This window comes from Paracoccus tegillarcae (genome assembly GCF_002847305.1).
Taxonomy (GTDB): domain Bacteria; phylum Pseudomonadota; class Alphaproteobacteria; order Rhodobacterales; family Rhodobacteraceae; genus Paracoccus; species Paracoccus tegillarcae.
The window spans coordinates 985,655-1,004,598 of record NZ_CP025408.1 but is presented as its reverse complement, the minus strand read 5'-3'; the positions used below and the strand labels follow the sequence as shown (position 1 = coordinate 1,004,598).

26 protein-coding genes are annotated in these 18,944 nt (G+C 61.9%); 16 read left to right on the top strand and 10 right to left on the bottom strand.

The features are described 5' to 3' along the window. Window positions 1-12 precede the first annotated feature (12 nt). The 4 genes from CUV01_RS05065 to CUV01_RS05050 all read right to left on the bottom strand — a co-directional run bounded on the left by CUV01_RS05065 (window position 13) and on the right by CUV01_RS05050 (window position 3,598). Window positions 13-612, bottom strand: a complete 600-nt coding sequence (locus CUV01_RS05065) for a cytochrome b/b6 domain-containing protein (RefSeq protein ID WP_101459512.1) — start codon at window positions 610-612, stop codon at window positions 13-15. After that, entirely contained in the window at window positions 602-1,006 is a 405-nt protein-coding gene (locus CUV01_RS05060) for a c-type cytochrome (protein ID WP_232962529.1), read from the bottom strand. The genes CUV01_RS05065 and CUV01_RS05060 overlap by 11 nt, the downstream gene beginning before the upstream one ends. Window positions 1,007-1,155: 149 nt before the next feature. Beyond that, window positions 1,156-2,523, bottom strand: a complete 1,368-nt coding sequence (locus tag CUV01_RS05055) for an NAD(P)H-dependent oxidoreductase (RefSeq protein WP_101459510.1) — start codon at window positions 2,521-2,523, stop codon at window positions 1,156-1,158. 115 nt (window positions 2,524-2,638) lie between these two features. Continuing rightward, entirely contained in the window at window positions 2,639-3,598 is a 960-nt protein-coding gene (locus CUV01_RS05050; protein ID WP_101459509.1) for a tellurite resistance TerB family protein, read from the bottom strand. A gap of 205 nt (window positions 3,599-3,803) precedes the next feature. Here CUV01_RS05050 and tuf point away from each other — a divergent pair, with 205 nt between their 5' ends. The 11 genes from tuf to rplP all read left to right on the top strand — a co-directional run bounded on the left by tuf (window position 3,804) and on the right by rplP (window position 10,965). Then, window positions 3,804-4,979 (top strand): elongation factor Tu, encoded by a 1,176-nt coding sequence (gene tuf, locus CUV01_RS05045; protein ID WP_101459508.1) that lies wholly within the window; start codon window positions 3,804-3,806, stop codon window positions 4,977-4,979. Between the two features lie 92 nt (window positions 4,980-5,071). After that, window positions 5,072-5,842 (top strand): uracil-DNA glycosylase family protein, encoded by a 771-nt coding sequence (locus CUV01_RS05040; RefSeq protein WP_157994777.1) that lies wholly within the window; start codon window positions 5,072-5,074, stop codon window positions 5,840-5,842. Window positions 5,843-6,057: 215 nt separating this feature from the next. Then, window positions 6,058-6,366: a 30S ribosomal protein S10 gene (gene rpsJ, locus CUV01_RS05035; RefSeq protein ID WP_101459506.1), complete on the top strand. Its 309-nt coding sequence runs from the start codon at window positions 6,058-6,060 to the stop codon at window positions 6,364-6,366. A gap of 12 nt (window positions 6,367-6,378) precedes the next feature. Beyond that, complete coding sequence (gene rplC, locus CUV01_RS05030; RefSeq protein ID WP_101459505.1) at window positions 6,379-7,296, top strand: 50S ribosomal protein L3; 918 nt, start codon at window positions 6,379-6,381, stop codon at window positions 7,294-7,296. Beyond that, window positions 7,293-7,913: a 50S ribosomal protein L4 gene (rplD, locus tag CUV01_RS05025; RefSeq protein ID WP_101459504.1), complete on the top strand. Its 621-nt coding sequence runs from the start codon at window positions 7,293-7,295 to the stop codon at window positions 7,911-7,913. Before rplC ends, rplD begins: the two co-directional genes overlap by 4 nt. Then, entirely contained in the window at window positions 7,910-8,206 is a 297-nt protein-coding gene (locus tag CUV01_RS05020) for a 50S ribosomal protein L23 (protein WP_101459503.1), read from the top strand. Before rplD ends, CUV01_RS05020 begins: the two co-directional genes overlap by 4 nt. A gap of 115 nt (window positions 8,207-8,321) precedes the next feature. After that, entirely contained in the window at window positions 8,322-9,161 is an 840-nt protein-coding gene (gene rplB / locus CUV01_RS05015) for a 50S ribosomal protein L2 (RefSeq protein WP_101459502.1), read from the top strand. Between the two features lie 3 nt (window positions 9,162-9,164). Then, window positions 9,165-9,443 (top strand): 30S ribosomal protein S19, encoded by a 279-nt coding sequence (rpsS, locus tag CUV01_RS05010; protein WP_101459501.1) that lies wholly within the window; start codon window positions 9,165-9,167, stop codon window positions 9,441-9,443. Between the two features lie 5 nt (window positions 9,444-9,448). Continuing rightward, on the top strand, window positions 9,449-9,829 hold the full coding sequence (rplV, locus tag CUV01_RS05005; protein WP_101459500.1) for a 50S ribosomal protein L22: 381 nt from the start codon (window positions 9,449-9,451) through the stop codon (window positions 9,827-9,829). Beyond that, window positions 9,829-10,539 (top strand): 30S ribosomal protein S3, encoded by a 711-nt coding sequence (gene rpsC / locus CUV01_RS05000; protein WP_101459499.1) that lies wholly within the window; start codon window positions 9,829-9,831, stop codon window positions 10,537-10,539. Before rplV ends, rpsC begins: the two co-directional genes overlap by 1 nt. 12 nt (window positions 10,540-10,551) lie before the next feature. Beyond that, window positions 10,552-10,965 carry a 50S ribosomal protein L16 gene (gene rplP / locus CUV01_RS04995; protein WP_101459498.1) on the top strand — a complete coding sequence of 138 codons (414 nt, stop codon included), beginning with the start codon at window positions 10,552-10,554 and terminating at the stop codon, window positions 10,963-10,965. A gap of 87 nt (window positions 10,966-11,052) precedes the next feature. Here rplP and CUV01_RS04990 read toward each other — a convergent pair whose 3' ends face one another. The 6 genes from CUV01_RS04990 to CUV01_RS04965 form a co-directional block, all read right to left on the bottom strand. Continuing rightward, complete coding sequence (locus CUV01_RS04990; RefSeq protein ID WP_101459497.1) at window positions 11,053-11,211, bottom strand: YqaE/Pmp3 family membrane protein; 159 nt, start codon at window positions 11,209-11,211, stop codon at window positions 11,053-11,055. Between the two features lie 20 nt (window positions 11,212-11,231). Next, window positions 11,232-12,281, bottom strand: coding sequence for a TIGR04086 family membrane protein (locus CUV01_RS04985; protein WP_157994776.1), 1,050 nt, complete (start codon window positions 12,279-12,281; stop codon window positions 11,232-11,234). Window positions 12,282-12,572: 291 nt separating this feature from the next. Next, a complete protein-coding gene (locus CUV01_RS04980) occupies window positions 12,573-13,460 on the bottom strand; it encodes a helix-turn-helix transcriptional regulator (protein ID WP_101459495.1) in 888 nt (295 codons plus the stop codon). A gap of 47 nt (window positions 13,461-13,507) precedes the next feature. Next, on the bottom strand, window positions 13,508-14,317 hold the full coding sequence (locus tag CUV01_RS04975) for an ABC transporter substrate-binding protein (protein ID WP_232962691.1): 810 nt from the start codon (window positions 14,315-14,317) through the stop codon (window positions 13,508-13,510). Between the two features lie 52 nt (window positions 14,318-14,369). Continuing rightward, window positions 14,370-15,134 carry an ATP-binding cassette domain-containing protein gene (locus tag CUV01_RS04970; protein WP_101459493.1) on the bottom strand — a complete coding sequence of 255 codons (765 nt, stop codon included), beginning with the start codon at window positions 15,132-15,134 and terminating at the stop codon, window positions 14,370-14,372. Then, window positions 15,127-15,834 carry an ABC transporter permease gene (locus CUV01_RS04965; RefSeq protein WP_101459492.1) on the bottom strand — a complete coding sequence of 236 codons (708 nt, stop codon included), beginning with the start codon at window positions 15,832-15,834 and terminating at the stop codon, window positions 15,127-15,129. Before CUV01_RS04965 ends, CUV01_RS04970 begins: the two co-directional genes overlap by 8 nt. A gap of 151 nt (window positions 15,835-15,985) precedes the next feature. Here CUV01_RS04965 and CUV01_RS04960 point away from each other — a divergent pair, with 151 nt between their 5' ends. The 5 genes from CUV01_RS04960 to CUV01_RS04940 all read left to right on the top strand — a co-directional run bounded on the left by CUV01_RS04960 (window position 15,986) and on the right by CUV01_RS04940 (window position 18,943). Continuing rightward, a complete protein-coding gene (locus tag CUV01_RS04960; RefSeq protein ID WP_101459491.1) occupies window positions 15,986-16,468 on the top strand; it encodes an SAM-dependent methyltransferase in 483 nt (160 codons plus the stop codon). 114 nt (window positions 16,469-16,582) lie between these two features. After that, window positions 16,583-17,263 (top strand): MotA/TolQ/ExbB proton channel family protein, encoded by a 681-nt coding sequence (locus tag CUV01_RS04955; RefSeq protein ID WP_101459490.1) that lies wholly within the window; start codon window positions 16,583-16,585, stop codon window positions 17,261-17,263. After that, on the top strand, window positions 17,260-17,658 hold the full coding sequence (locus CUV01_RS04950; protein ID WP_101459489.1) for an ExbD/TolR family protein: 399 nt from the start codon (window positions 17,260-17,262) through the stop codon (window positions 17,656-17,658). Before CUV01_RS04955 ends, CUV01_RS04950 begins: the two co-directional genes overlap by 4 nt. Further along, window positions 17,655-18,056, top strand: a complete 402-nt coding sequence (locus CUV01_RS04945) for an ExbD/TolR family protein (protein WP_101459488.1) — start codon at window positions 17,655-17,657, stop codon at window positions 18,054-18,056. Before CUV01_RS04950 ends, CUV01_RS04945 begins: the two co-directional genes overlap by 4 nt. Then, on the top strand, window positions 18,053-18,943 hold the full coding sequence (locus CUV01_RS04940) for an energy transducer TonB family protein (RefSeq protein WP_157994775.1): 891 nt from the start codon (window positions 18,053-18,055) through the stop codon (window positions 18,941-18,943). Before CUV01_RS04945 ends, CUV01_RS04940 begins: the two co-directional genes overlap by 4 nt. Window position 18,944: the final 1 nt, after the last annotated feature.

The window sequence follows — 18,944 nt, the reverse complement described above, 5'->3', positions numbered from 1 at the left end:
GGGCGGGGCGGCTTAGCGCCGCTGCACCCATTTCCAGCCGGTGATCATCGGGCGGATCAGATCCTCGTTCTTCCAGACGCGGTAGAACAGGATGATCGAGATGTGCAGCAGCACCAGGATCAGGATGATATTGGCGCCGAACGCGTGCCAGCCCGGGGCTTCGGTCGCGATATCGCTGCCAACCGCGCCGGCCAGAGGTCCGACATTGATGAAGTCCTCAGGGTCCGAGATCAGGCCGGTGACAACCTGAAACAGCAGCGCGAGGATCATCGCCACGACCGCAAGCGCGCCAAGCGGGTTGTGGCCGGGCCAGAGGCTGGGTTCACGACGAAACATGCCGCGCGCATAGTCCCGGATCGTACCAAAGCCACGCAAAAAGTTGGAAAACCGCGCTGGCTCGGGCCCGACGAAGCCCCAGACAATCCGGAAAATGAGCAGCGCCAGAATGGCATAGCCGAACCAGAAATGCAGCGACATATCGGTCGGTCCGAACTGGCCCAAAAGCCAGTTCGCTATGACCAGTGCTGCCAGCAGCCAGTGGAACAGCCGCAGCAGCGGGTCCCACAGCTTGACCTTTTCCGGCTGGCCCTGTGCTTGCGGCCTAGTCTTCACGATAATCGTCGTGACAGTCTTTGCAGGCCCCGCCAAGCTGCTGAAGGACCGGGCCGATGCTCTCCTGACCGCCCGCTACAGCGGCGCCAGCACCGGCGGCGGCTTCCTGCAGTCCGGAAAACTTGCTGGCAAAGTCCTCACTGTTTTCCCAGATCGCCGGCAGCGCCTCGGTTTCGACGCCGTCATCCGTGGATGTGCCTTCGATGAACAACGCGGGTACGGCATAGCCGGTCAGCGCCTCCAGATTGTTGCCGGCGGTGGTTGCGGCGGCTTCGTCATAGGCAATGTCGCCTTTCGCCATACCCGATAGCGTGCCCATGTTGATGGAAAGCATTTTCATGAAGCCTTGGCGCGCCTCCAGCGCGTCTTCGGCGGCATCGGCATGGGCGATCATTGGCAGTGCAGCGATTGCGGCGGCTAAAATCAGTCTCATGTGGTACCTCCTGCTGGGCGGCCCAAGGCCGCTGGATCAGTGTGGCAGCCGCGCGGGCATCGATCAACTACAAGGTGATCGCACGCGAAATTGTGACAGAGATTGCGCTTTTAACCTGCAATCTCGGCCCGTGCCTGCTGCTCCATGAGGCGTCGAATGCTGAACGCCTGTTCTTCGGGGGCGTCGATATCATCCCAGGCCAGCGTCTGGTCGGCGGCAACATCGCGGCGCAGCGTGACGCCATGGGCCAGGCCAACGGGCAGGGCGCCTGCAGCCAGCGAGGCCGGAGCCGGCATCAGTTTGCCCCAGACGGTATAGCCACCTTCGCCGTCCAGCCGCTCGCCCGCGCGCAAGTCACGTTTGGCGACGGCAACCACATCGGCCTTGAACGCTTGTGTCGCCCCGGTGGGTTCACCGCGCAAGGCGGCGCTGGCGACACTGACCGGCAGTTCCAACCCGATCAGATGCGACGGACGAAACAGCGAGGCATAGCGACCGGTGGCATCTGTCGCCACCTGATATTCGCGAAAGCAACGGCGCACATAGTCGGCACCCGGCCCAGCATCATCGCCAGCCTCGAAGGTGACATAGACCCCCCAACGCAGGTCATTGGTGACAGGTGATCCATCACGGTTGAGGCAAGACACGACCTCGACCAGGCCGGCCTGCTCCAGCAAACCGCCGTCGCGACGCGGTTTCAACATATCAGCCAGTTGATCCGTGCCTGCAGCAGGAAAGGTCAACCCGTCGCGGGGCGCATCCAACCCCGATGCGTTCGCAATCGCCGCCATCTCAAGCGCAGATTTCGTGCCGTCCAGGAAAGAGTTGAACATCTGCGGGTTCATCCCGCCGGCCTCGGCCTCGGCCGCTGTCAGGCCATAGTGATCCCAGACCGTGTCGGGCGTCGATCCTGCATAAGAGGGCAGATATTTCGTGCCTTTCCCTGCCGCAACGACACGGAATCCGCAGGTGCGGGCCCAGTCAATCATCTCGCAAACCAGTGCGGGCTGGTCGCCATAGGCCATGGAATACACCAAACCGGCCTGCGCAAACTGCCGCGCCAGATAGGGACCTGCAAGCACATCGGCCTCGACATTGACCATGACCATATGGCGACCTTGTTCGGCGGCCAGCAGGGCGTGGCGGATGCCGGCGGCCGGAATGCCGGTGGCGTCGATCACGACGTCCACCCCATCGGCGCGGATCAGCGCCTCGGGGTCGTCGGTGATGCAGATGGTGCCGTCACGCAAGGCCTGGCTGAAATCCGTTGTCGTGGCGGCCTCTGTGTCCCAGCCCGTCGCGGTCAACGCCGCGCGGGCGCGTTCGGGCGACAGATCGGCCAGCCCCATCAGATGCATTCCCGGGACGTGCCGGACCTGCGCCAGGAACATCGAGCCGAACTTGCCCGCGCCAATCAGACCCACACGAACCGGCCGGCCCTCTTGCTGGCGTGTCATCAGCTTTGGATACAGGTTCATTGCGGGCCTCTTTTCTGTTTGCGTGTCCGCGCGGCGGCGGCTGCCCCCCGCGCAAAATGAAAATGCCGCGCAAGGCAAACCCTGCGCGGCACGTTTGGCAAAGCTGGGTCAACCGTCAGGCGTAAAGGTTCTGGACCCCGACCTGTTCGTGGATCTGGTTGACGACCTGCTGGTTCAGGCCAAGCCCCTGCGCCAAAGCGTGCAGATATTCGGCCTCGGCCTTGCTGTCGAAGTCGATGGCCATCAGCGACATCAGATAGACCTGCCCCTCCAGACCCGAGGGCACCTCGCGGGCCAGACCCTCCGGATCGACCGGAGCCGCCATCTGCTCGCGGATGAACTGACGCTCTTCGTCGTCCATCTCGCCCAACTCGCTGGTCAGGCGCTGCTTTTCGGCATCATCGATCTTGCCGTCGGATTTCGCAGCCTGGATCATGGCGCGCAGCATCAGGCCGGCCACCGCGTTCTGCTCGGGCGTGGGTGCGACCTCGGGCTCCTCGCCGGTCGACAGCGTGTCGTTGAACAACTCGCCAAAGCTGGCATCGTTCTGAGATTGCGATCCTTTTTCAGCCAGCTTGCCGGCCGCTGCACCGCCTGCCGCACCGCCCAGCACTGCGCCCAGAATGTCGCCCAATCCGCCGCCGGAGCTGCTGCCGCTGCGCGACGATTTGGTGCCGCCCGAAAGCTGGTCCAGAATGCCGCCCAGTCCACCGCCGGAACTGCTGCCGCTGCGGCTGTTGCGGGCCTGATTGGTCAGATTGTCCAGCATGCCGCCCAGCCCGCCTTGCGCGCCGGTGGAATTCGGGCCGCCATAGGACTGGCCGCGACCCGCGCTGCGCGATCCGCCGCCCAGAACCTTGCCCAGCATATCGCTGAGGCCGCCGCCGGAGCCGCCGCCTTCGGGCGTATTATTGCCCAGCAGGTCGCCCAGGATCCCACCGCCGGTCTGACGGCTGGATTGGCTGCGGTTTGTGGTGCTGGTGGTCCCGCCCTGCGCGTTTTTCATCACCGTGCCGATTCCCTTTGCAAGCATCACGCCGGCTGCCACACGGGCTAGGGTTTTCATCAAGCTCATCGCTTCCTCCTGGATTGTGCCGTCTTGCCTTTTGCAGACGGCATCTATTGGAATTTGAACGCGATTCAGCCCGCTGTGGTTCCAAAGCGCAAGAGACGCGGGCTGCACGCCGCCTGCCCTTGATTTTTCCCCTCGGTGCTTATACATCGCGGCGGATGTTTTAACCGGGGCGGAGATCGCCGACGCCCCGCGATAGGAGGCCAACATGGCAAAGGCAAAGTTTGAACGTAACAAGCCGCACGTCAACATCGGGACCATTGGTCACGTTGACCATGGCAAGACGACGCTGACGGCTGCGATCACGAAATATTTCGGCGATTTCAAGGCCTATGACCAGATCGACGGCGCGCCGGAAGAAAAGGCCCGCGGGATCACCATCTCGACGGCTCATGTCGAGTATGAATCCGACGACCGCCACTATGCGCATGTCGACTGCCCCGGCCACGCCGATTATGTGAAGAACATGATCACCGGTGCGGCGCAGATGGACGGCGCGATCCTGGTTGTGAACGCAGCTGACGGCCCGATGCCGCAGACCCGCGAGCACATCCTGCTGGGCCGCCAGGTCGGCATCCCCTACATGGTCGTCTACCTGAACAAGGTCGACCAGGTGGATGATGAAGAACTGCTGGAACTGGTCGAAATGGAAGTCCGCGAGCTGCTGTCCAGCTACGACTATCCGGGCGACGATATTCCGATCATCAAAGGCTCGGCTCTGGCCGCGCTGGAAGGCCGTGATCCGGAAATCGGCGAGAACTCGATCCGCGAACTGCTCAAGGAAGTCGACGCCTATATCCCGACGCCCGAGCGCGCCGTTGACCAGCCGTTCCTGCTGCCCATCGAGGACGTGTTCTCGATTTCGGGCCGTGGTACGGTTGTGACCGGCCGGATCGAGCGCGGCGCTGTGAACGTCGGCGACGAACTGGAAATCGTGGGCATCCGCGACACCAAGAAAACCACCTGCACGGGCGTGGAAATGTTCCGCAAACTGCTGGATCGTGGGGAAGCCGGCGACAATGTCGGCGTTCTGCTGCGCGGTATTGAACGTGACGGCGTCGAGCGTGGCCAGGTGCTGTGCAAGCCGAAATCGGTCAACCCGCACACCAAGTTCGAGGCAGAAGCCTACATCCTGACCAAGGAAGAGGGTGGCCGTCACACGCCGTTCTTCGCGAACTACCGCCCGCAGTTCTACTTCCGCACGACGGACGTGACCGGCACCGTGAACCTGCCCGAGGGCACGGAAATGGTGATGCCCGGCGACAACCTGAAGTTCGAAGTTGAACTGATCGCACCGATCGCCATGGAGCAGGGCCTGCGCTTTGCCATCCGCGAAGGCGGCCGCACCGTCGGCGCCGGCGTGGTCTCGAAGATCATCGCTTAAGGCTGGTGCCGGTGGGGCCAGCCCCCACCACACCGCACAAGACAGAAGGGCCGCCCCAAGGGGCGGCCTTTTTTTCGGAGGGGAACGAAAAATTGACAATGCTGGATGGTGATCTGTCTTTTAATGAAGGTGCCTGGGAGAATTGGATCGAATCCCAAGCACCCCTCTTTTCGATGTCGGAACTTCGACGGCTGTCTGATGGGTTGCGGCGGGATTTCCACGAAGGGCACAAGCCAGGACGCGGAATGCCTCACATCCCAAGGGAGGAAGCATCGACCCCACTGCTGGCGCCACTTTTCGACTTACCGTCCGGCTACGACCTCCCGTGCCTTATCTCGCAGGAAAAAAGCGCGAAGCAGGAAAAAAGCGCGAAGGGGACAATCATGTTCTGCGCCCAAGACCCATTGCGAAACGGGACAGAACCGGGGCTCACGGTGGGAACATTTTTCGGCGTCGACTCCGAACGGCTAAGGCATTCAAGGCGGCATTACGGTGTTGTGTGGAATTTGGTCAGGCGATGTGTGGATCAAGGGTACTCCGTCTGGCTGACTGATGCAGTGAAGCTTTTTGCGCGGAATGGTGGGATTGGGCCAGAATTGAACGATATCTGCGCGGATGTTCTTTCGAAAGAAATCGCCAAGGTGCAGCCTGTCCGAATCGTCGCCTTCGGCGATCGCGCCAAGCGGGCACTGGCCGATCATGGCGAAGCGAGAACAATTGTTCATGTGCTGCACCCCGCTGCGCGATATAAGCGGAGTTGGGTTCTGGAGGGTGCCGAAAGGGAGTATGAAGCCAATCCAGATGGTCGTCTGCAAGCTCGCGTAGACCGGTATTGGCGCGCAATCTTCCCGGCTACCGAGTAAGCACTTTCAGGTGCAGTGCTGCTTGACCTTTTACAGTGCCTGGTGCAAATAGCGCCATCGCATCCGAATCCGCGACTTTTGCACAGGAATCGGTTGCCATTGCCAAGGTCGCCCGCTATGGGGGCGGCCTTGCACTTTTTTATACGGTTCGAAGCTGGCGCCGCGTGGTGTGTCGTCAGCCTCTCAACTGGAACTCCCCATCAGAGGGATGACTTATGCAAAGCCAGACCATTCGTATCCGGCTCAAGGCGTTCGATTACCGCGTGCTGGACGCCAGCACCCAGGAAATCCTGAATACCGCCAAGCGCACCGGCGCAACCGTTCGCGGCCCGATTCCGCTGCCGAACAAAATCGAGAAATTCACCGTTCTGCGTGGCCCGCATATCGACAAGAAAAGCCGCGACCAGTGGGAAATCCGTACCCACAAGCGTCTGCTGGATATCGTCGATCCGACCCCGCAGACTGTTGACGCCCTGATGAAGCTCGACCTCGCCGCCGGCGTGGATGTCGAGATCAAGGTCTAAGGGGGTAGAACCATGTTGCGTACTGGTATTATCGCCAAGAAAGTCGGCATGACCCGCTTGTTCATGGATGACGGTCGGCAGGTTCCTGTCACCGTTCTTCAACTGGACGGCCTGCAGGTCGTGGATCAGCGCACCACCGAGCGTGACGGTTATACCGCCGTTCAGCTGGGCGCTGGTGAAGCAAAAGCCAAGCGGACCACTGCGGCCCTGCGCGGTCACTTTGCCAAGGCATCGGTTGCGCCCAAGCGCAAGATCGCGGAATTCCGCGTGGCCGAAGAAAACCTGATCAATGTCGGTGAAGAAATCACCGCCAACCATTACTTCGAAGGTCAGTTCGTGGATATCGCGGGCACCTCGATCGGTAAGGGTTTTGCAGGTGCGATGAAGCGTCACAACTTTGGCGGTCTGCGGGCCAGCCACGGTGTGTCGGTCAGCCACCGCTCGCACGGCTCGACGGGTCAGTGTCAGGATCCGGGCAAGGTCTTCAAAGGCAAGAAGATGGCTGGTCACATGGGTGCCGTGCGCGTCACCACCCAGAACCTGCAGGTCATCCGCACCGATGCCGACCGTGGTCTGATCATGGTCAAGGGTTCGGTTCCGGGTTCCAAGGGTGGCTGGGTTACCGTCAAGGACGCGGTCAAGAAAGCCACGCCCGAGAACGTGATCTATCCGGCCGCCCTGCGTTCGGCTGCCAAGGAAGCAGAGCGTCTGGCCGAAGAAGCCGCTGCCGCTGCTGCTGCCGAGGAAGAAGCAGCCCGTGAGGAGGCCGCACGTCTGGCCGCCGAGCAGGAAGCTGCTGCACTGGCCGAAGCCGAAGCATCGATCGAAGCCGACAAGGCCGAAGACGATCAGGCTGGCAGCGTGATTGACGAGGCCGTCGAAGCTGACGCTCCGAAAGAAGATGACGCTCCGAAAGGAGAGGACAAATGAAACTTGATGTAATCAAGCTGGAATCCGGCAAGGCCGGTTCGATCGACCTGGCCGATGACATCTTTGGTCTGGAGCCGCGCGGCGACATTCTGCAGCGCGTCGTGCGCTGGCAGCGCGCCAAGGCGCAGGCCGGGACGCACTCGGTTCTGGGTCGTTCGGAAGTCAGCTACTCGACCAAGAAGATCTATCGCCAGAAGGGCACCGGTGGCGCACGTCACGGTTCCCGCAAGGCGCCGATCTTCCGCAGTGGTGGTATCTACAAGGGTCCGACCCCGCGCAGCCACGCCTTTGACCTTCCCAAGAAGGTTCGGGCATTGGGTCTGAAGCACGCGCTGTCGGCCAAAGCCACCGCAGGCGAACTGGTGATCGTTGACAACCTGGATCTGAAAGACGCCAAGACCTCGGCCGTTGCAAAAGCGGTCAAGGAAAACGGCTGGAAGCGGGTTCTGGTGATCGACGGCGCCGAGGTGAACCAAGGTTTCGCCCTTGCCGCGCGCAATGTCGAAGGTCTGGATATCCTGCCATCGATGGGCGCCAACGTTTATGACATCCTCAAGCGCGACACGCTGGTGATCACGCGTGCTGGTGTCGAAGCTCTGGAGGCTCGTTTGAAATGAGCGCGAAAGCTGAACATTACGACGTGATCGTCAAGCCGATCATCACCGAGAAAGCCACCATGACTTCGGAAAACAACGGGGTTGTTTTCCAGGTCGCCAAAGATGCCAGCAAGCCGCAGATCAAGGATGCTGTCGAGGCGCTGTTCGGTGTGAAGGTGAAGGCGGTCAACACCACCATCACCAAAGGCAAGACCAAGCGTTTCCGCGGAATCATGGGTCGTCGCAGCGATGTGAAGAAAGCCTATGTGACGCTGGAAGAAGGCAACACTATCGACGTCAGCACTGGCCTCTGATAGTTAGCCGCGACTCTGCGGCCCCCGCCTTGGTGGGGGCCGCGCGCATTTACTGAAACGGACCCCACTGCCTTCATCTGAAGGGCCGGGGACCAAAGCAACGGAAGACAGAAAGATGGCATTGAAGTCGTATAAGCCGACGACGCCTGGCCAGCGCGGGCTGGTTCTGATCGACCGTTCGGAGCTTTGGAAAGGTCGTCCGGTCAAGTCCCTCACCGAGGGTTTGACCAAAAAGGGCGGTCGGAACAATACCGGACGGATCACCATGCGCCGCCAGGGCGGCGGGGCAAAGCGCCTGTATCGCATCGTCGATTTCAAGCGTAACAAATTCGACGTCTCGGGCGTCGTCGTCCGGATCGAATATGACCCGAACCGGACTGCTTTCATCGCGCTGATCCAGTACGAAGACGGCGAGCAGGCCTATATCCTGGCCCCTCAGCGTCTGGCTGTGACGGACCGCGTGATCGCCGGCCAGAAGGTCGACGTCAAGCCCGGCAACGCCATGCCCTTCAGCGGCATGCCGATCGGCACGATCGTCCACAACGTCGAGCTGAAGCCCGGCAAGGGTGGCCAGATCGCACGCTCGGCTGGCACCTATGCCCAGTTCGTGGGCCGCGACGGTGGCTACGCCCAGATCCGCCTCAGCTCGGGCGAACTGCGTCTGGTCCGTCAGGAGTGCATGGCCACTATCGGTGCCGTGTCGAATGCCGACCACTCGAACCAGAACCTGGGTAAAGCAGGTCGTAACCGCCACAAGGGCATCCGTCCCTCGGTTCGCGGTGTCGCAATGAACCCGATCGACCACCCGCATGGTGGTGGTGAGGGTCGTACTTCGGGTGGCCGTACGCCGGTTACGCCCTGGGGTAAGGACACCAAGGGCAAGAAGACTCGCAACAATAAAACGACTGACAAGTATATCTTGCGGTCGCGCCACGCGAAGAAGAAGGGGCGTTAATCTATGGCACGTTCTGTTTGGAAAGGGCCGTTCGTTGACGCTTATGTGCTCAAGAAGGCCGAAAAAGCACGGGATTCCGGTCGCTCGGATGTGATCAAGATCTGGTCGCGCCGCTCGACGATCCTGCCGCAATTCGTGGGTCTGACCTTTGGCGTTTACAACGGGCACAAGCATATCCCGGTGAATGTCAGCGAAGACATGATTGGCCAGAAGTTCGGTGAATATTCGCCGACGCGCACCTATTATGGTCACGCGGCCGACAAGAAAGCGAAGAGGAAGTAATCGTCATGGGTAAGGAAAACAATCCGCGCCGCGTGGCGGAGAACGAAGCGTTCGCAAAAACCAAGATGCTTCGCACCTCGCCGCAAAAGCTGAACCTTGTCGCGCAATTGATCCGTGGCAAGAAGGTCGACAAGGCTCTGGCCGATCTGACCTTCTCGCACAAGCGCATCGCCGGCGACGTGAAGAAATGCCTGCAATCGGCTATCGCGAATGCCGAGAACAACCACGGCCTTGACGTCGACAGCCTGATCGTCGCCGAAGCCTGGGTCGGCAAGAACCTGGTGATGAAGCGTGGCCGTCCGCGGGCACGTGGCCGCTATGGCAAGATCATGAAGCCGTTTTCGGAAATCACCATCAAGGTGCGTCAAGTTGAGGAGCAAGCGTAATGGGTCAGAAGGTTAACCCCATTGGGATGCGTCTCCAGGTCAACCGCACCTGGGACAGCCGCTGGTATGCGGACGACAAGGACTATGGCGATCTGCTGCTTGAAGACCTGAAGATCCGGGACTTCATCCACAAAGAGGCCAAGCAGGCCGGCATCAGCCGCGTCATCATCGAACGCCCGCACAAGAAATGCCGTGTGACCATTCACGCTGCACGTCCGGGTGTCATCATCGGCAAAAAGGGCGCCGATATCGAAACGCTGCGCAAGAAACTTGCGAAGTTCACCGATAGCGAGCTGCACCTGAACATCGTCGAGGTTCGCAAGCCGGAACTGGACGCACAGCTGGTCGCGGAATCGATCGCGCAGCAGCTGGAACGTCGGGTTTCGTTCCGCCGCGCCATGAAGCGCTCGGTTCAGAACGCCATGCGCATGGGTGCCCTGGGTATCCGCGTGAACGTTGCTGGCCGTCTGGGTGGTGCTGAAATCGCACGGACCGAATGGTATCGCGAAGGCCGTGTGCCGCTGCATACCCTGCGTGCCGATATCGATTACGCGCTGTCCGAGGCAATGACCCCCTACGGGATCATCGGCATCAAGGTGTGGATCTTCAAAGGCGAGATCATGGAACATGATCCGCAGGCCCGCGACCGCAAAGCTGCCGAGGCTCAAGAAGGCCCGGCATCTCGTGGCCCGCGCCGCGATAGCCGGTAAGGAGTAGAAACAATGCTGCAACCGAAACGGACCAAGTTCCGCAAACAGCACAAGGGCCGGATCCACGGCGAAGCCAAGGGCGGCTTTGACATCAACTTCGGCTCTTATGCGCTGAAGGCGACCGAGCCCGAGCGTGTCACCGCCCGTCAGATCGAAGCGGCCCGCCGCGCGATCACCCGTCACATGAAGCGTCAGGGCCGGGTCTGGATCCGGATTTTCCCGGACGTGCCGGTTTCCTCGAAGCCGACCGAAGTGCGGATGGGTAAAGGTAAGGGCTCTGTCGATTTCTGGGCTGCCCGCGTCCATCCGGGCCGGATCATGTTCGAAATCGACGGCGTGAACGACGCCATCGCACGCGAGGCCCTGCGCCTTGGCGCGATGAAGCTGCCGATCAAGACCCGCATCATCGAGCGCGCTGACTGGTAAGCCCTTTGGGCTGACAGACAGGCAAAAGAAATAAGCCCCGCCGGTTCATCCGGCGGGGCTTTTCTGTTGTGTCGGCTTATGTCCGTTTCAGTCCGACATGATGACAAACAGCGCATGGATGACGCCGGGGATAAAGCCCAGGAACGTCAAAAGCAGGTTGATCCAGAACTGCTTGCCGATGCCGACCTTCAGGAAGACGCCCAAGGGCGGCAGCAAGATGGCGACGATCACTTCGATGAGTTTCATGGTCTGGCTCCTTTCTGCGCTCAGGACAATCTGTCGAATTCTTCGGGATTGGCCACAGCCGCACCCACGCAGGCAGCGCCAAGACCGAAGATCAGGGCGATCGCGCTCCAGAAGGCAAAGCTGGAGGCGGCGTCAGCGGCCTGCATCGCCTGTTCTTCGACCTGTTGCCGTGCGTTGTTCAGCTCTTGCGAGAGATCATCGACCGTATTTCTGTAGGTGCTGATGGCTTCTTCCCGCGCCTGTTGAAATTCGCCCAGCCACTTGTCGACCTGCTGCTGCGCTTCGGTTTCGGAAATGCCGGTGCGTTGCTGCAAGACGCCTGCAAGTCTGTCGATCTTCTGATCGCCAAGAGGGGCGTTGTCCCCGTCGGTCAGACGATTGATCGCGGCGGTAACGATTTCCTCGGTGTTCTGGGGGTTCTGCAGAATCCGGCGACCTGCGGTTGTCGCAATCGAGCGGATCTGATTGGCGTCCTGCTCGTCAAAGACGTTCTCAGTAATCGCCGTGACCTCTTGGCGCAGTTGCTCTGGCGTCATGCCTTCGCGCTGCAGAAGTTGCTGGAGATCCTGTTCCATGGACGGCGGCAGGATCTGACCCGCCGAAGGAAAGTCCATTTCGCTCAGGTCCGGAACAACCGCCTGCACGGCCTGACCGGCACCACTGGCGATGCCGCCCACGGCGGAACCTGCTGTCTGCAGCGTTGCACCGGCCGCCGAGGCAATCTTGGAGGTCACGGCGCTTGCGGCGTAGATGCCGACGATGGTCACCAGCGCCCAAACCACCGCACCGTGCAGGACGGCGGCAGGCAGAAACGGCTCGCCCGATAAACGCCCGGCGACCGAGCCGCCGGCAAACAGGCACATGATGCTGGTGATAAGGATGAACAGGCCGGTTCCCACACCAAATCCTGTCAGGTCGCCGTCATCCACAATTTCAAGACCCATCGCGACCGCAAACAGCAGGAAAACGGCCTGCAACGCGATTGCACAGGCAGCCCCTGCAAAGATCGCCCCCCATGACACGCGACTCGTGTGAAGCCGTTCTTCTGTTTGTGCTACCCTGCCGACCATCTGTCATCCTCCTCTTTGGGTTGTTGGATTTTACTGAATACCCTCAAAAAAAATGCCGAAACGGTCAAGTGGTCTCCGATACAACAAAAAGCAGTGACCACAGGTTGATACGTTCTCGCAGCCGGCCGCATCATCACTGCCGGCATAAGGCGTCAAGGCCGGATCATGTCGGGGATCGGCGGCGTGAACGACGCCATTGCGCGCGCAGCATTGTGCCTTCGGGCGCCATCAAGCTGCTGGTCAAGAGCCGTGTCATCCAGCGCGCTAGGTGCGGACCTGATGTACCGCCGATCAAGCGTTCCAGATCACCTGGCCGCTGTCAGAGATGTCATAACCGCCAAGCGTCTTGGCACGGTTGGCAAAGCTGTCCTGCCGGCAAAAGGCCATAAAGCTTTGAAAGGCAGGTTCGAACCATGCCTTTCGGTCGACAAGCAGGGCAAAGCTTTCTTCGATCACCGGGACAAAGCGCAGGCCAAAGCCGATCGCCACGGATTCCAGTCCGAATGTGGCGTCGGCTGACCCGCGGCGCACGGCCTCGACGGCCTCATCTTCGGTGCGTGCCATTTCGGTCATGGTGACGGTGGCCGGATCCAGACTGGCCTGCGTGGCCAGTTCGCGAAACAGGATCGCTGTGCCGGATTCGGCCTGTCTGGGCGCAAAGCGCAGGCCAGCCAGATCGGCAAGACCGTCGGGCTGGTCCAAACCCTCGGCAATGACCAGCCCACGCCGGCGCCGGGCAAAGCTGATCAGCACAGCATTGAGGTCGCGTGCCGCAGCCGTTGCCGCCGCGACGTTCCAACTGGCCGATTTGGCGTCATAGATATGGATGCCGGCGGCAATGCCCTCGCCCTTGGCAAAACGCTGCAGCCCGTCTGTCGATCCGTCAAAGAACGTCGCCAGACCGGATTGCGACTGTCGGATCGACCAGTCCAGCAATGGGTCATGGCTGCCCAGCACGATTGGCGGGCGCGCGGCCTGCGCGGTGTCTGCGCGCGAACCGCTGCGGGCGATCCAATCGCGCACCTCGCGTTCCGGAAACAGCAGCTTGCCCGTCGCCTTTGAACAGGGCACCTGACCAGAGGCGGCCAGATCATAGACCTTGCGCTCTTTTATCCGCAGCAACTCGGCCAGTTCGCGGACAGTCAGGAATTCGTGGGTCGCGGTGGCAGATTCGGTCATGGGTCCAGTCTGGCGGGCCGCGCGGAGTTGACGGCCCGCCAAATCTATCACTGATCGGGTGCGTTCGGGAAGAACAGCTGTTGATCATCGACCTTGTAGCCCGCGATCGCCTCTTGGCCCGCCTCCGAGATCAGCCAGTCGGCAAAGGCCTGCGCGGCATCGGATTTGACCGAAGGACATTTGTCGGCGCTGACCGGGATGACGCCATATTGGTTGAAGAGATCGTCGTCGCCTTCGACCTGAACGGCGTAGTCCTGCTTGTTCTCGAAACTGATCCAGGTGGCGCGGTCGGTCAGGACATAGGCCCCCATGCCGATGCCCGCGTTCAGCGTGGCGCCCATGCCAGAGCCGGTTTCACGATACCATTCGCCCGATGCGGCCATCGGATCGACGCCCGATGCTTCCCACAGGGCGACCTCTTTCTGATGCGTACCGGAATCGTCGCCGCGCGATGCAAAGGGGGCTGCCGCCTCGGCGATCTTGGCCAGTGCGCCCTCGACATCCGTCATGCCGCCAATGCCGGCCGGATCTGCCTCGGGGCCGACGATGACGAAGTCATTATACATCAGGTCGGTGCGCTCGGTGCCAAAGCCGTCGGCGATGAATTGTTCTTCGGACGGTTTTGCGTGGACCAGCAGCACGTCGCCGTCGCAATTCTCGGCGTTCTTGATCGCTTGCCCGGTGCCCACCGCGACCACGTTCACGGTAATGCCGGATTCGTCGGTAAAGATCGGCAGCAGGTAGTCATAAAGGCCCGAATTCGCCGTCGAGGTCGTCGATTGCACGATGATCGACTGATCCTGCGCCCAGCCTGCGCCGGTCAGCCCAAGAAGTGCCACGGCAGCACTGGCAAGCATTCGTTTGGTCATGGTGTCATTCCTTCAGGTGTGATCGGTTTTTCGGGTTCGGTCAGACGACGACTTTGCCGTCCAGAAATGCCTGCGCTGCGCCGGTGCCGGCGCCTGCGAAAAAGTCGGTCGAGGGACCGTGTTCTGCGACGCGGCCGCGATGCAGGAACACCACGTCATCTGCCAGCCGGCGGGCCTGACCGACGTCATGGGTCACCAGGATCACCCGGATCGCGCAGTCGCGTGCCTGTCGCACGATTTCTTCTATCGCCAGCACCGAGGCCGGATCGAGGCTGGCAGTCGGTTCGTCCAGCAACAAGACCTCGGGGTCGGTGGCCAATGCGCGGGCCATGGCCAGCCGCTGTGCCTCTCCGCCTGACAGCAGGCGGGCGGGTTGGGCGGATTTGTGCAGCAGCCCGACATGATCCAGCAGGGCATCGCGGCGGCTGCGATCCTTGCCGCGTGAGCGCAGGACGAAGTCCAGATTGGCCACCACCGAACGGCGCAACAGCAGCGGTTTCTGGAACACCAGCGATTGCCGCGATATTGCCTGTGCGGGCGACAGTCCGGCCCAGCTGATCCTGCCCGATGTCGGCGCGATCAATCCATTCAGCAGCTTCAGCAGCATGCTTTTGCCAGCGCCGTTCGGTCCCATGATGACGGTGCAGCCCTGTGGACCGAGCGTCAGATCAACATTGTCGAGGATCGTCTGGCCTCCGCGTTGCAGCGCGACGCCCCGCAAGCTCAGTGGCAGGATCGGGGCGCGCGCCTGCGCCGCCGACAGAACCGGCAGCCGATGTGCCAATGTGCCGCCCAGATCAGACATAAGCCTGCCTCGCCGCCGTCATCCGCACCGCCTGCACTGACGCGTTGACGCCAAGCGCCAGCACCAGCAGCACGATCCCAAGCGCCAGGGCCAGAGGCAGGTCGCCCTTGGAGGTTTCCAGCGCGATGGCGGTGGTCATCACCCGTGTCAGATGGTCGATATTACCGCCCACGATCATCACCGCGCCGACCTCTGCCACGGCGCGCCCGAAACCCGCCAGCCCGACGGTCAGCAGTGAATAACGCCCGTCCCACAGCAACGCGCCGATGATCTGGCTGCGGCTCAGGCACAGGGATCGAAACTGTTCGTCATATTCCTTGTGCAGGTCCTCCAGCACCTGCCGCGACAGGGCCGCGACAATCGGTGTGACCAGAATGGTCTGGGCGATGATCATCGCGGTGGGCGTATACAGCAGGCCCAGAAACCCAAACGGCCCCGACCGCGACAGATACAGATAGACCAGCAGCCCGATCACCACTGGTGGCAGACCCATCAGAGCGTTCATCAGGATCAGCACCGCGTTGCGTCCGGGAAAGCGGGTGATGGCGACCAGTGCGCCAATGGGCAGGCCGATGAGGCAGGCAAGCGCCGTCGCGCTCAGGCTGACGCGCAGCGACAGGGCGACGATCTCGACCAGATCGGCGTCACCGGACAGCACCAACTGCCAGGCAAGCCCCAAAGCTTCGCCAACATTTTGCACAAATTCCCCCGAGATCGTAAATTACGTCAGGAAAAAGCGTATTCCGACAGCATGGCAGAGTTCAAGTCTGGATTTTCCGGTAAAACAAGGCGAATAATGCTGATGTGCCGGGCGCTGCATTCAAGGTGGTGCAAATTTTCCAAGGTGATCTGTGAGCGAGGACAAACCAGTCAGGCCTAACGAACGTGTGGCTGCGTTGCGCCCGGCCGCCGATGCAAGCCTGCGCTTTATTGGCGAGATCCGTACCCCGTGGTCGGACCGTGCGCTTTGTCCGCGTCAGGGATCGCATGATGGCCCGGATTGCCGGTTGGTACTGGATCCGATCTGGCAGCCCGCGCTGGAAGGGTTGATCGATTACCCCCTGATCGAAGTCCTGTATTGGCTGGATCGCAGCCGCCGTGACCTGATCGTGCAAAGCCCAAAGGGCGATGGCAGGATCATTGGCACCTTTGCCCTGCGCTCACCCGTCAGGCCAAACCCGATCGGGACCTCGATCGTGCGGCTGATGTGTATAGAGGGGCGCGAGGTGATCGTTCGCGGTATGGATTGTCTGGACGGCACGCCGCTGCTGGACATCAAACCCGACCGCCGCAGCTTTACCCCCAAGGCACCGCCGAAGCCGGGCGTCGACTGAAGCAACCTCATTGCTTGACAAAATAACTAAGGTATTTTAGCGAGCCCCTGTTCTGCTGGCTTCTGCTGGCCTATCCTGTCGTCAAGGCGACCGCGTCATCAGACGGAGACCAAAATGACCGATCTCACGCAGGCCTTTGCCTCGCTGCCCGTCATGGTGCTTTTGCGCGATGGCGGCTGGACCATGTGGCTGATCGCGGTCCTGGCACTGGCGACGCTTGCGGTCATTCTTTGGCGCATTGTCGCGCTGTGGGGCATGGGCGCCTGGGGCGGTGTGCATTCCGCCCGCGCACTTGAATCGTGGCGTCAGGGGCAACCGCGTGCCGCATTGGCCGAGGTTTCCGGACGGCCCTCGGTCCGCGCCCGCGTCGCCTATGCGGCGATGGCCACGCAGATCGACGGGCGGTTTGACGATGAGGGTGCGCGCGAGGAAACGCAGCGTGTGGCCCGTATGGCCCTGTCGCGCAGCCGGGGCGGGTTGCGGGCACTGGAACTGATCGCGACCATCGCGCCGCTGTTGGGTTTGCTGGGCACCGTTCTGGGCATGATCGCGGCCTTTCAGGTGCTGCAACAATCGGGCAGCCGCGCCGATCCGACCGCGCTGGCAGGCGGCATCTGGGAGGCATTGCTGACAACCGCGGCGGGCATGGCGGTCGCGATCCCGGCCAGCGTCGCGCTGAGCTGGTTTGAATCGGTTTCCGACCGGCTGCAGACCGACCTTGAGGATCTGGCCACTCGCATCTTTATTGCAGCCCCCCAACCCGGCGCCATGCAGCGGCTCAGAGCTGCTGAATGACCCCGCAGGGCTTTGATCTGGGCGTGCGACGCCATCCACGCCGGATGTCGCTTACGGCCATGATCGACGTTGTTTTCCTGCTGCTGATCTTTTTCATGCTGGCATCACGCTTTGGTGCCGATGCGGTCCTGCCGATCGTCACGGGGACGGGCGGTGGTGCGGCAAGCGAATGGCAGGGCGCGCCGCGCCTGATCGATGTCGGGCCCGAGGGTGTGGCCTTGAACGGTGCGCAGATGGCCGACGCGGATCTTGCCACTGCCCTGCGTCCGCTGTTGCCCCATCCCGACGCGCTGGTGATATTGCGCGCGCAGGACGGCGCGGATGTGCAGCGTCTGGTCGATGTGATCGATCTGATGAAAACCCAGCAGCTTGGCCTGCCCGTCCTGGCCGAATGATGCGCTTTGGTCCCGCCCAGCAGCCAGGACGTGGCAGAAGAGAGCCGATCATCCCGATGATCAACGTGGTCTTTCTGCTGCTGATCTTCTTTCTGCTCAGCGCCTCGATCACCCCGCCAGAGGCATTGGAGGTCGATCCCCCCAATGCGCAGGCTGACACGCCCGAGGACATCACCGCGCCTCTGTTGATCGCAGCGGATGGGCGGCTGGCCTATGCCGATGCGCAGGGCGATGGTATCTGGCCGCTGCTGGCCCGACGCGACGCGCAGAATGAATTGCCGATCCGTGCAGACGGGGCGCTGCCGGCTACTGAACTGGCCGCGATCCTGTCACAGGTTGCCGTGACCACGGATGCGGCAGTGGCCCTGGTGGTCCAGCCGCGCGAGGGCCAGCCGTGAACCGCGCCCTCGAAATCGCGTGCTATGTCGTCATATCGGGGGCATTGCTGTTCGCTGCATCGGTCGTGTTGCTCGACAACGGGGCACTGGGCGCGGAACAGGCCGCGCCATCCCGGCAACCCATCGGTCTGGCATCTGACGCCATGTCCGAGACCATCAAAAGCTGGGAGGCACCGCCCGCAGCCCTAACAGAGCCGCAGGAACTGGCGGCCCTACAATCCGAAAATCCCATCCCGCCAGAGGCGCCCCAGATCGAGCCGGTTCAGCCGCCCGCAATTCCGCAGCCGCAGGTGAAGCCACCCGAACCGATGCCTGCCGAGGCCGCGCCGCAGATCGCGCTGCCGCCCTTGCGGCCTGCGATGGCACAGGCGCTGGCTCTGCCGACCGCTGCGCCTGAAATCCCGTCGGCATTATCGTTGCGGCAATCGGAACGACCTGTCCCCCGGGCTGCACGACCCGCACCACAGCCGCGCCGGCAAGCCGCACCGCAGGCGGCAGCCCCGCGTCAGCAACAATCGCAGCCTGCCGCACCGGCACCTCAGCAGGGTGCGTCGGGCGGGGGCGGCGCACAACAGCCCGCGCCTCAGCGCGCACAGCGGGTGAATACCGGACAGCTAATGTCTCAATGGGCGCGGCAGTTGTCGTCCTGCCTGAACCGCCGGGCGCGCGCGCCCGCATCGGTGCGCGGCGGCGGTCAGGTCATCCTGAACCTGCAAATCGGACGCAATGGTGCCATTCAGGGCGTAAGCGTCGCGCGGTCTTCGGGCAATCCGGCGCTGGATCAGGCGGCGGTGACGATTGCCAGCCGTGTGGGCCGTTGTCAGGCCGCGCCGCGCGGGCTGGACGCGGCAAGCTATCCGTTTCAGCTGCCGATCAATCTGCGCTGAG